At 38.2% G+C, this 11,873-nt stretch carries 8 protein-coding genes and 1 pseudogene; 5 read left to right on the top strand and 4 right to left on the bottom strand.

Annotated features, from left to right (window positions below; translation table 11 throughout):
- Positions 1 to 127: 127 nt before the first annotated feature.
- The 3 genes from ADICYQ_RS07360 to ADICYQ_RS07370 all read left to right on the top strand — a co-directional run bounded on the left by ADICYQ_RS07360 (position 128) and on the right by ADICYQ_RS07370 (position 5,636).
- Complete coding sequence (locus tag ADICYQ_RS07360; RefSeq protein WP_020890598.1) at positions 128 to 1,978, top strand: M1 family metallopeptidase; 1,851 nt, start codon at positions 128 to 130, stop codon at positions 1,976 to 1,978.
- A gap of 486 nt (positions 1,979 to 2,464) precedes the next feature.
- Positions 2,465 to 2,824, top strand: coding sequence for a hypothetical protein (locus ADICYQ_RS07365; RefSeq protein WP_040415018.1), 360 nt, complete (start codon positions 2,465 to 2,467; stop codon positions 2,822 to 2,824).
- A 397-nt stretch (positions 2,825 to 3,221) separates the two neighbouring features.
- Complete coding sequence (locus tag ADICYQ_RS07370; RefSeq protein WP_020890601.1) at positions 3,222 to 5,636, top strand: glycoside hydrolase family 31 protein; 2,415 nt, start codon at positions 3,222 to 3,224, stop codon at positions 5,634 to 5,636.
- 73 nt (positions 5,637 to 5,709) lie between these two features.
- On the opposite strand, the gene ADICYQ_RS07375 is transcribed toward ADICYQ_RS07370, so the two are convergent.
- Positions 5,710 to 6,510 carry a M48 family metallopeptidase gene (locus ADICYQ_RS07375; protein WP_020890602.1) on the bottom strand — a complete coding sequence of 267 codons (801 nt, stop codon included), beginning with the start codon at positions 6,508 to 6,510 and terminating at the stop codon, positions 5,710 to 5,712.
- A 334-nt stretch (positions 6,511 to 6,844) separates the two neighbouring features.
- Here ADICYQ_RS07375 and ADICYQ_RS07380 point away from each other — a divergent pair, with 334 nt between their 5' ends.
- Positions 6,845 to 7,324 carry a DUF4442 domain-containing protein gene (locus ADICYQ_RS07380; RefSeq protein ID WP_040415021.1) on the top strand — a complete coding sequence of 160 codons (480 nt, stop codon included), beginning with the start codon at positions 6,845 to 6,847 and terminating at the stop codon, positions 7,322 to 7,324.
- A gap of 14 nt (positions 7,325 to 7,338) precedes the next feature.
- Here the strand turns inward: ADICYQ_RS07380 and trxA are convergent, their stop codons facing one another.
- Together trxA and ADICYQ_RS07390 are read right to left on the bottom strand one after the other, a co-directional pair.
- Positions 7,339 to 7,656 (bottom strand): thioredoxin, encoded by a 318-nt coding sequence (trxA, locus tag ADICYQ_RS07385; protein ID WP_020890604.1) that lies wholly within the window; start codon positions 7,654 to 7,656, stop codon positions 7,339 to 7,341.
- Between the two features lie 64 nt (positions 7,657 to 7,720).
- Positions 7,721 to 8,275 carry a DinB family protein gene (locus ADICYQ_RS07390; RefSeq protein ID WP_020890605.1) on the bottom strand — a complete coding sequence of 185 codons (555 nt, stop codon included), beginning with the start codon at positions 8,273 to 8,275 and terminating at the stop codon, positions 7,721 to 7,723.
- 45 nt (positions 8,276 to 8,320) lie between these two features.
- Between ADICYQ_RS07390 and ADICYQ_RS07395 the strand changes: the two are divergent.
- Positions 8,321 to 10,352: pseudogene (locus ADICYQ_RS07395) on the top strand (M3 family metallopeptidase).
- A 448-nt stretch (positions 10,353 to 10,800) separates the two neighbouring features.
- Here the strand turns inward: ADICYQ_RS07395 and ADICYQ_RS07400 are convergent.
- The gene (locus ADICYQ_RS07400; protein WP_040415024.1) at positions 10,801 to 11,820 is read right to left on the bottom strand and encodes a cation diffusion facilitator family transporter; all 1,020 of its coding nucleotides are present in this window, start codon (positions 11,818 to 11,820) and stop codon (positions 10,801 to 10,803) included.
- Positions 11,821 to 11,873: the final 53 nt, after the last annotated feature.

Here is an 11,873-nt window from a genome sequence, read left to right on the forward strand (position 1 = left end):
AACTAACAAAATAATCTTTATTCGGCCTCATTAATTCTAATTCTTTCGCAAAAGAACCATTAACCCAATTAAAGGTTTTGGCTGCTTGCATAATTTACCATAATTTAGGGCCAAAAATTACGCACACATGAAAAAATTCACGATACTTTTTATTGGAGTTATCAGTGTCCTTCTCTTATTCAACCAAAGAGTAGTTGCACAATCTGAAAGATGGCAACAGTCGGTAAGTTACAAAATGGATATTGAAATGGATGTAAAAACCAATCAATACCAGGGCACTCAAATCATTGCTTACAGCAATAATTCTCCCGACACTTTAGATCAACTGTTTTTTCATCTTTACTACAATGCCTTTCAACCGAACAGTATGATGGATGTGCGGTCCCGGTCCATTGCCGATCCTGATAGGCGTGTAGGAGACAGAATATCCAAATTGACTCCTGATGAAATCGGATACATCCATGTAGAATCCTTGCTTCTAAACGGGCAAGAAGTAACGATGGAAGAAGTCGGGACAATCTTAGAAGTAAAATTACCTGAACCAATATTGCCACACACTACGGTGTTATTAGAAAGCAAGTTTAAAGCTCAGGTACCACTACAAGTGAGAAGAGCTGGAAGGGACAATGCTGAAGGAATAAAGTTTTCAATGTCTCAATGGTACCCAAAGTTGGCCAATTACGATGAACAAGGCTGGCATGCTAATCCATATATAGGTAGAGAATTTTATGGTATATGGGGAAACTTTGATGTGAAAATCACGATTGACAAATCTTATATACTTGGAGGTACAGGTTATCTTCAAAATAACAATGAAATAGGCTATGGTTATGAAGAAGAGGGTGTCTCTGTCAAAAGGCCTTCTGGATCAAACCTAACCTGGCATTTTTATGCCCCTAAAGTACATGACTTCATGTGGGCAGCAGACCCTAATTATACCCATGACAAACTGGTCATGGACAATGGAATTACCTTACACCACCTTTATGTAAAGGACAAAGAAACCAATAAGACCTGGCCGGAACTGAAAGAATACACGGCAAAAGCCATGACTTATTTCAGTGAAAGATATGGTGCGTATCCCTACAAACAATATTCAGTAATTCAAGGTGGTGACGGTGGAATGGAGTACCCAATGTCTACTTTAATCACTGGTCATAGACCAATGGGTAGCCTTGTAGGAGTTATGATGCATGAATTGGCCCATAGCTGGTTCCAGGGGGTTTTGGCTTCTAATGAGTCCCTTTACTCTTGGATGGATGAAGGATTCACTACCTATGCCAGTACCCTGAATATGGCAGCCAATTACCTCAAACCTTCTTCTGAATCGCCTTTAAAAGGTTCGTATACCAGTTATGAAAGGCTTGTTAAATCAGGACTTGAAGAGCCCTTGTCCACCCATGCCGATCACTTTCATACCAATACAGCTTATGGTGCTGCAGCTTACTCCAAAGGTTCATTGTTTTTAATGCAGTTGGGATATATTGTTGGTGAGGAGGTAAGAGACAAAGCCATGTTGAGGTATTGGGATGAGTGGAAATTCAGACATCCAAACGTCAATGATTTTATCCGCGTGATGGAAAAAGAAAGTGGATTAGAACTTGACTGGTACAAAGAATACTGGGTAAACTCTACCAAAACCATTGATTATGCCATCTCTTCAGTTACTGAAAAGGACAAATCACTTGTGGTGGTATTGGAAAGGAAAGGTTTGATGCCTATGCCTATCGACCTTGTTGTAACCTATGAAAATGGAAAAAAGGAAACCCTATACTTCCCTTTGACCATAATGAGAGGAAGCAAAGATCCGGAAAGTGGTTTCCCTGAAAGAACCAAGACCCAAAGATGGCCCTGGACAAATACTACTATTGAAATAACAATTGACCAATCTTCTTCCCCTGTTAAAGCATTGCAAATAGACGCTTCAGAGAGAATGGCAGACATTGACAAAACCAATAACTCCTGGCCAGCGGAATAAGAGCTAGTTCTTTTAAATTGAATTACCCCCAAAAAGTTAAATACTTGTTGGGGGTATTTTTTTGCGCAAAATTTATAATGCCAGGTAAAGCTTAATGCTATAGGTCATTTGTTCAGGAAAGAAAGGACTTGGCTGAATGGATGGACATCCCAAAACACTTTTCAATAAGTATTGCCGATCAAAATTAAGTCTCTATTATCACCAATGAATTGATCCCAATGATAGACCATACGGCATTCTACTTTTTATATCTAGCCAAAGGAGTAAGAACACCACTGTCCTACTTAAGTTAGACATTGATAAACCAGGATAGACCACCCATCCACCTCAAAGAACCGTAATCCTTTCATCCATTATTAACCACTCTCAACATCTTATTGTACCGATCACATAAATATAAATTGTATATTTTTTAAATAATTATTGGGAATTACGTCATTATATATTTACCTTATGACAGGTTTAATTTAAATAAACATCGTAGACATGAGGACAGCCACTATATTTACATTTTGTTTTTTGCTTATTACCGTTGGGATTAACGCACAAGATCTTCCTGAAATCGAGAGAAAAACAAGGGACAATACTTATCATTTCCAGGAATTTGAAGCCATGCAGTTAGATGCAATTGATCCTGATAAAGTTTCTGTCACTACTGCGAATGCAGAAATTATGGCATTTGAAAGATCGCCTACTATGGTAGCACCTATGGGTAATTATAAAGATTTTAAAATCATTAAAATCACGCTTCCTTCTAAACCAGCAATTACGTTGGACAAAAAGGTTCAGGTTCCTCAGCCAAAGCAATACTTGATAAAGAGAACCATAAAGGAGGAAGATAAATAAATTCTATTTTTTCATTCTATTGGGATTCCATGTGCAGGTTTGTCCTGTGTTCATGAACCCTTAACTTTTTGTGATTTTTCCCTATGATTAAAATAGGTGCTTGAATTTTTAAGCCAAATAGTCTAGTTAACCAACAGGTTTATCTAGACTATTTGCATAAATAGGGTAATACCTTCTACCTTAATATTATAATTAAGTCCAGATTAAGCATATTTATTTGCTAAAATTTCTTTTTTAATCTGGTTTTTTTGTCCAAATTCGACCAAATTATGCAATGGATTTCTCATTGCCTGACCTTTCTCAACCTGTGTTGATTTTTCTTCAGAGGAAATGATTCCGTCAAGCAATAGCATGTACATTGCCTATTTAGAGTTAAGGTCTCCAAATAATAAAAATTATGAGCAGTAATAATTTCGGAATTGAGGTACCCGGAGGGGTTACAAGTTGTTCTTTGACAGCAACAGGAGTCTATGGAAAGACTCAAAACTGTATTTTTCAGCTGTTGATTTATGACGAAAAAACCGTCAGAGTACAGATAACCCGACACGAAGAATTTACTCCAAATCCTTATAGTGTCATATCATCACCTAAGGTCACCAATTTTTCATGGGAAGAAAACAAAGAATTTTACCTACTAAAGACTAGAAAATTACAAGTACATATTGCCAAAAAGAAATTTCGGGTAATTTTCAAAAATGCTTCGGGACTAACCCTTAATGAAGATGACCCATCATTTGGTATCAATTGGCAAGGAACAGCGGTAAGTAGTTATAAGAAACTACAACAATGGGAAAAATTTATTGGGCTTGGGGAAAAAACTGGTGGTTTGAACAGGTATGGTCAAACATATACCAATTGGAATACCGATCATTTTGGATATGCCACCAATGCGGACCCTTTGTATTTGTCTATTCCATTCTATATTGGGCTACACCATAACAACTGCTACGGTATATTTTTTGACAACACCCACAAAAGCACCTTTAATTTTGGAGCTGGTAATAATCGATTTTCCTATTTCACAGCAGAAGACGGAGACCTGGATTATTATTTCATGCATGACGAATCCGTGAGTGGTATACTTTCGGCTTATGCAGATTTAACAGGCAAAACGCCCATCCCTCCTAAATGGGCATTGGGATACCAACAATGTCGGTACTCTTACTTTCCTGATAAGGAGGTAATCCGACTTGCCAACACTTTTAGGGACAAAGAAATCCCTGCGGATGTAATTTACCTGGACATTCACCATATGGAGGAATTCAAAGTATTTACTTTCGACAAGAAAAATTTCTCAAAACCTGTTGATTTGATAAAGCACCTAAAAGACCGTGGCTTCCGAGTAGTGGTTATTCTTGATCCAGGAATAAAGGTAGATGCAGAGTACCTCCCCTATTTAGAAGGCAATAATAAGGACTTGTTTCTTAAGTATCCTGATGGTGAAAATTATGAAGGGAAAGTTTGGCCGGGTTGGTGTGTCTTCCCTGATTTCACCAATCCTGAAGCCAGAGATTGGTGGGAGCAAAAGCTAAACTTCTATATAGAAGCAGGGGTGGACGGGTTTTGGACGGACATGAATGAACCTGCCACCTGGGGTCAAACTGTTCCTGATCTGGTTCAATTTTTCTATGAAGGGCAAGGAGCCAGTCACAAGAAGGGAAGAAATGTTTACGGCCTGCAAATGGCCAGAAGCACAAAAAATGGTCAGTCCCGACATGCCAAAGCCCTTAGGCCTTTTGTATTGTCTCGCTCAGGTTTTGCTGGGATACAGCGTTATGCTGCCGTTTGGACAGGAGACAATGTAGCCAGTAATGAGCATATGTTGGCTGGAGTGAGGCTTGTAAACAGCTTAGGCTTGAGCGGTATCTCTTTCTCTGGCTACGATATAGGAGGTTTTGTAGGGAATACGAGCCCTCATTTATTTGCCAGATGGATTTCTATAGCTACTTTTTGCCCACTTTTTAGGGCACATACGATGATCAATAGCAACGCCTCAGAACCTTGGGCTTTTGGAGAAGAGGTAGAAGAAATCGCTAAAAATTATATTCGGCTACGATACAAACTAATGCCGACAATTTACACCGCTTTTCACAACAGTTCTGAATCAGGTGTTCCGGTTACCAAAAGTTTATCCATTGATTACTCATTTGATGATAAGGTTTACCATGGCAACTTTGAAAATCAATTTCTTTTTTGTGATAACCTACTCGTGATACCTGTTGAAAGCGACAAAGAGATCACAAAAATCTATCTTCCTGAAGGATCCTGGTACCACTTATTTACTGGAGAATATTTTGAAGGGAATCAAGAAATGCTTTGGGAATGTCCTCTAGAATACCTTCCCGTTTTTGTAAAGGCAGGAGCTATTATCGCCATGCAATCAGCTACAAATCACGCTGATGAAACGCATGACGGCCATTTAAACCTTCATATCTACAAAGGATCCGGCATTACTGAGCAATTGGTTTATGAAGATGATGGAAAAAGCACAGCCTACCAGGGAGGGCAATTTTCTAAAACCCTATTTACCATGGATTTTAAAAATTACAGGCTGAATATTGAAAAGATTGCTACGAATTTTGAAAGTGAATTTCACACTGTCAATGTCTTTTTCCATGGAAAACACCTCAAAAGTGCAGCAGTAAATGGAAAAGAATTAAAAATAACAAAAAGTAATGTGGCCTTTTTGGATGAAATTTCAGACTTCGACCCTTTGCCCGATGGAAGTCACTCCTATAAAATATGCAAAGAAGTGTCTGGATTTTCTGTGGCCCTAAAAGACAAGGACCACTTTAAAATTGACCTGAGCTGAAATCAATCCCTTAATAATTCTCTCTAAAAAATAAAACGCCTTTCTATTTGAATAGAAAGGCGTTTTAGACTATTTATTTTTCCTTATTATAATACTTTAAGGCTTCGTCCATTTGTTTGTTAAGCTGATCAATTCGTCTTTCTGGACCAGGGTGAGTAGATAAAAATTCAGGCGTTCCTCCTGAACCTTCCGATTGGGCATTCATTCTTTCCCAAAAACCTGGAGCTTCCCTTGGATCATACCCTGCAATAGACATAAATATCAACCCTAACTGATCTGCTTCAAGCTCTTGATCTCTACCGAATTTCAACATACCTACCTGACCTCCAATTCCTACAGCTTGTAAAAATATGGTTTGTGTCAAACTTGGATCCTCTCCCATTGCTACTTGAAGCCCACCAATCAAACCATTAGCAACCATTCCTTGTGACATACGCTCTCTTGCATGACTAGCAATCGCATGCGCAACCTCATGGCCCATTACTACAGCTATTCCAGCTTCATCTTCACAGATCGGCAAGATACCAGTGTAAAAAGCTACTTTCCCTCCCGGCATACACCAAGCATTCACTTGGTCACTTTCCAGAAGATTGAAGTCCCATTTAAACCCATCAGTGATTGAAGAGTAGCCATTGTCCTTCAAATAAGTGTCTACAGCTTCTGCTATACGATTACCTACTTTTACTACTTCTTGCCCTTCTTTTGTATTTGTAAGTACCTTACTTTCTTTTAGTACTTGCCCATACTGGTCAAAAGCCAATGGAAGCACCTCAGAGTTACTTACAATACTCAGTTGTTTTCTACCACTTAAAGGTACTGTAGCACAGCTGTAAGCAAATAATCCTATAAATAGAAGTGTTATAATTTTTTTCATGTTTTCTTAATTTCAAACAAACGTAATATTATTTGCAAAGCTCCAAAAAAGATGCCAGATAATTAAGAAAAGGTAAAAAAAATGGTTTATGAAAGACCATGGATTCCCACCCTTAACTTCCATAGCTTTAATTTTAAATTTCTTAAGTAAGGAAGGAGCTTAAAAATCAATACCTGATGGCAATAAAGAGGAATGATATTTCGTAAAAAGCCAAGGTTATATTGCTTACAAGAACCCTAATCAAAGACATCCAGCGTTTTAATTGAAATTATATAGTTAAGTTTAATAACAGATCAACAAATATCCCTAAATTCATAGCCATACCCTTTTGTTCATGAATAAAAACCAGCAGTACTTTATCCGTGCAATGTCCCAGTTTTCGTCCTATTCCTGGTACATGCTTAGAAATCTTCCCTCAATCTTATTTTGGGGGGTACGGTTAAAAAACATCAATTTAAATTCATGTAGCACTACTATTCCTTTCAATTGGCGCACAAAAAACCCATTCAAATCCATTTACTTTGCCACCCTTTGCGGCGGGGCAGAATTGGCTTCCGGAATGCTTTGCATGCTTCACTTATCAGGCAATGAAGGTTTTTCTATGCTTGTAGTGGATATCAATGGTCAATTCTTCAAAAAAGCTAACGATCAGATTACAATGATTTGTGAGGATGGAGAACGAATAAAAGAAACCCTTGCTGGACTCCCCAACGCAGGTGATACTGCAGTAGTTAAAACCACAATAACTGGCTACAATACCACCAATGAAATGGTGGCGAAATTTGATATAACCTGGTCTTTTAAAAGAAAATGATCCTTTAAAACTTTTTATGAATTTACAGTTGCCTGCTTATTGATTACATCTACCAATTGATTCGCCGGTACCACACCTGATTTTCTCCAAATTACTTTTCCTTTTTGAAACAAAACTAGGGTAGGCACACTCTTCACCTGAAACCTACTGGCAGCCATAGGGTTTTTATCAATATCAATCTTTATAATTTTGGCTTTGGCTCCCACCTTCCCAGCTGTTTCTGCCAGAATGGGTTGCATCATTTTGCAAGGCCCACACCAGGTTGCATAAAAATCCACCAACACTGGCTGGTCTCCTTTGATTATTTCCGAAAAACTTTTTCCTTTTGCCATAACGTTACGATTAAAATTCTTTAACAAAAATATGGGTTTCAGCTGAAACCATCAGTGATATCCCTCACAGAGGATCCGCCAAGCCTATCAATGGCAGGTAATTCTTTTTAATTATTTCCAGATGATGCTCCATGTGTCCAAAAATAATATAAATAAGAGCTGACAAAGACATAGGATTTGAGCCAACTGATCCAATATTCTCGACTTGTATAACAGGAATGGCATCAATAAAGTGCCATAGTAATTTTCTATGCATTAAGAAGGTTGACAACAGTTTCTCAGGGGTTTGATTATTGAAATCAGCATTATTGACAAAAACCTCCTGATCAAATCCTGGCAAATTACTTTTTTCACCTCTACTGATACTTAAAGCCCTAAAATGCATCAGCTTTTCAGTATCAGTTATATGCCCTAATAGCTCATTGAAAGACCATTTCCCTTCACCATAGCTTAGCATCCCCTGATCTTTTGAAAGGCTTCCATATAGTTTTTTTATAACGGTTTCCTGATTATCTGAGAGGGCCTTTAGATCTTTGCCTGAAGCAAGTTCAACATATCTTTTGTAAAAGAGAGGATAGTCTCCTGCTTTAGGAATTTTAAGCCCTTTAGTAGTCTCCATTATTTTGTTAATTTTGTAAGATAAATTTAAATATAATCTTTCGATATGAATCCATTATTGGCAAAATTTAATACACCGTTTGAAACGGCACCTTTTGATAAGATTAAAAATGAACATTTTCTTCCAGCCATCAAAAGTGCTATCGCTGAAGTAAATGAGGAAATAAAGCAAATTAAAACTGCTACCACACCCGATTTTGAAAACACTATTGTGGCATTAGAAAACTCCGGGGAAAAGTTATCAAGTGCAGCATCCATTTTTTTCAATATCAATGCTGCCGAAACCAATGAAGAAATACAACAACTGGCCCGTGAAATCTCCCCGCTTTTATCTGCTCACAGCAATGATATACTTTTAGATGAAGCACTTTTTTAATAGGGTGAAAGCTGTTTATGACCAAAAGGACCAGTTAACTCTAAATTTTGAGCAAAGGACACTTTTGGACAAAAGCTACAAATCTTTTATCAGAAATGGGGCACTGTTGCAAGGTGCTGCTAAAGAAAGGCTAAGGGCTATCGATCAGGAATTATCCAAATTGGGATTACACTTCGGCGAAAACGTATTAAAGGAAACCAATAAATATGAATTGGTTATATCAGACGAAAAGGACCTGGAAGGATTGCCTGATGGCCTTATCGAAGCTGCAGCTCAAACAGCTCAAGAAAAAGGAAAGGAAGGCAAATGGGTATTTACCTTAGCATTCCCCAGTTATGTCCCTTTTATGACCTATGCTAAAAATCGGGAGTTAAGAAAGGAGATATTTATAGCCTACAACACCAAATCTGCCAAAGGTGATGAATTGGATAATCGGGAAATAATCAAAGACATCCTCAAGTTAAAAGATGAAAGAGCAAAACTTCTTGGCTATGCCAATTACGCTGCATTTGTTCTTGAAGAACGCATGGCTGCAAGCGGAGAGCAGGTTTTGACATTCCTTGACGAATTATTAGAAAAGGCAAAACCAAAGGCTCAGGCCGAATTGGAAGAATTGGAAACCTTCGCCAGTAAAATCGATAATATCGAAAAACTCTGCAAGTGGGATGTTAGCTACTATGCGGAAAAATTAAAAATGGAGAAATATGCCGTGGATGACGAGCTATTAAAACCCTATTTTGAATTGAATCGCACCATAGATGGCGTCTTCACCACTGCCGAAAAACTATATGGCGTTACGTTTAAAGAAAACAAGGACATTCCAGTATACCATGCAGATGTAAAGGCTTATGAGGTCAATGACGAAAACGGAAATCATCTTGCCGTTTTTTATGCAGACTTCTTTCCCAGAGCAGGCAAAAGAAATGGTGCTTGGATGACGGTTTACAGAGGCCAGCGCATTGAAAACAACAAAGAATACCGACCACATGTGTCGATCGTTTGTAACTTCACCAAGCCTACTAAGACTAAACCCAGCCTGCTTACCTTCAATGAGGTCACGACTTTGTTTCATGAGTTTGGTCACGCCCTTCATGGCATGTTGGCTCAGGGCACTTATGGATCCTTGTCTGGAACCAATGTCTATTGGGATTTCGTAGAGCTTCCTTCCCAAATATTCGAAAACTGGTGTTATGAAGCCGAATGCCTGGACCTATTCGCCAAGCATTACGAAACCGGTGAACCTATTCCTCCTTCCTATATAGAAAACATAAAAAAAGCAGCCAATTTCCATCAAGGTTTCCAAACTGCCAGACAAATAAGCCTCGGTCAATTGGACATGGCTTATCACACCACAGATCCCAAAGCCATAGCGGATATTTTTGAATTTGAAAATGAGGTAATGAAGCCTACGGCTTTGCTCGAACCTGTGGAAAACACCATGATGAGCTCTTCTTTCTCGCATATATTTCAAGGTGGCTATGCAGCCGGTTATTACAGCTACAAATGGGCAGAAGTACTGGATGCTGATGCTTTTGAATTGTTTCAGGAAAAAGGCGTGTTTAACAAAGAAACTGCACGATCCTTCAGAGACAATATCCTGGCCATGGGCGGGAAAGAGCACCCATCCATACTGTTTAAGCGATTCAGGGGCCGAGAGCCAAAACCTGATGCCCTTATCAAAAGAGCTGGATTGGAAGTATAGTTTTATGGGTAAGCAAATGAGTACTATTTGCTTACCTCCTTTATAAAGGTAAGCCAGTGGTAAATACAAAAGGGGCTCGAATGGGCCCCTTTTTAAACTCGTTCCGGAAAAACTTGTCTAAGTCCGTATGTAGGAAAAAATATATTGGTGCTTTAAATGATGATAAATCCTATTATCAACAGCCATATTAGCGCTGAAACCATTAGCAGTACAGTAAATTGTTTATCTTTCATTGCCCCCGAATTTTAATTCCATTAATGATATTAATATACAAAATTAAGGGCATGAAAACAAATAATCACCACATATTATTTTACAAAATTCGGGAAAATCAAACTATTCATTTTATAAAAAATATAATGCTTTTACTAAATAATGACCCAAACGATAAAAGCCATTGATTATTTTAAGGATTTATTATTTTTTAAACTTTTTTTAAAAAAATAAATTATTTTTTCTTCTGCAAATTAATATTGAGATGACCCAATTCATGGTAATGTTTCTGGTTTTGGGACATATTTTCTGCCGTCCATTCTATTTTCCGGGATAGGGGAAACTTTCTTACAGGACAATTGACAACCTGGCAATAATGACAACAAGGATCTGGAATACAAGGGTCTGCATGAACAAAAACCTCAATATTTCCGGGGAGATTTTCTTCCAACACCTCTTCCACCTCATGTACGCAATCATGCCCTTGTACAAGGTCGTAATAATAGGGTAATGTAAGATGCAAATCGATGTGACTGTCACCGCCATACTGTTGCACCCTCATATTGTGAATGTCTATCCAGTTTTTTTGCCGGTGCTTGTTCAGGATTCTCACAGCTTTATTGATAGACTTGGGGTTGGACTCATCCATCAGCCCCGCCACCGATTTTCTAACCAAAAAATAGCCATTGTACACGATATAAAAAGCAAAAAGTGCCGAAATAATACTGTCCAGCACATTCCATCCAGTAAAATAGATAATGGCGATGCCAAATATCAAAACAAAGCTACTTATAGCGTCTGTAGAAATATGCTTGCCATCGGCTTCTAATGTAATACTATTTAATTCCTTCCCTTTTTTCTGTAAAACAAAGCCCAACACCCCATTTACTACACCTGAAAAACCGATCAATACCATCCCCAAAGGCAATTCCATAAGCGGCTGAGGAAACAACATAGAATTCAGCGATTGATAAAGTATAAAAATTCCAGCAACGATGATCAGTGTTCCTTCAATTCCAGCACTGAAAAACTCTATCTTACCATGGCCATAGGGGTGATTTCTATCTCTGGGAACAGCACTCAGTCGTATACTGTAAAGCGCAAAAAATGAAGCCACTACGTTTACAATGCTTTCCAGGGCATCCGTTAATATCGCATTCGAACCTGTCAGGACATAAGAATAGAATTTTACTACCAGTAACACAATACTAATGGCAACTGACCAAAGAATAATTCGCTGTTTTTCTGAATTCACTTCACTAAAAATTTATCTCTCAAAATTAGCCTTATTTGAGAGACTGAGAAAAT

The organism is Cyclobacterium qasimii M12-11B (assembly GCF_000427295.1).
GTDB classification, from domain to species: Bacteria; Bacteroidota; Bacteroidia; order Cytophagales; family Cyclobacteriaceae; genus Cyclobacterium; species Cyclobacterium qasimii.

Excerpts from the sequence above, each read along its gene's own strand:
- trxA (WP_020890604.1), bottom strand. The coding sequence starts at position 7,656 with ATGGCAAAAGGAAAAAGTTTTTCGGAAATAATCAAAGGAGACCAGCCA.
- ADICYQ_RS07380 (WP_040415021.1), top strand. The coding sequence starts at position 6,845 with ATGAATAAAAACCAGCAGTACTTTATCCGTGCAATGTCCCAGTTTTCG.
- ADICYQ_RS07360 (WP_020890598.1), top strand. The coding sequence starts at position 128 with ATGAAAAAATTCACGATACTTTTTATTGGAGTTATCAGTGTCCTTCTC.
- ADICYQ_RS07375 (WP_020890602.1), bottom strand. The coding sequence starts at position 6,510 with ATGAAAAAAATTATAACACTTCTATTTATAGGATTATTTGCTTACAGC.
- ADICYQ_RS07390 (WP_020890605.1), bottom strand. The coding sequence starts at position 8,275 with ATGGAGACTACTAAAGGGCTTAAAATTCCTAAAGCAGGAGACTATCCT.
- ADICYQ_RS07370 (WP_020890601.1), top strand. The coding sequence starts at position 3,222 with ATGAGCAGTAATAATTTCGGAATTGAGGTACCCGGAGGGGTTACAAGT.
- ADICYQ_RS07365 (WP_040415018.1), top strand. The coding sequence starts at position 2,465 with ATGAGGACAGCCACTATATTTACATTTTGTTTTTTGCTTATTACCGTT.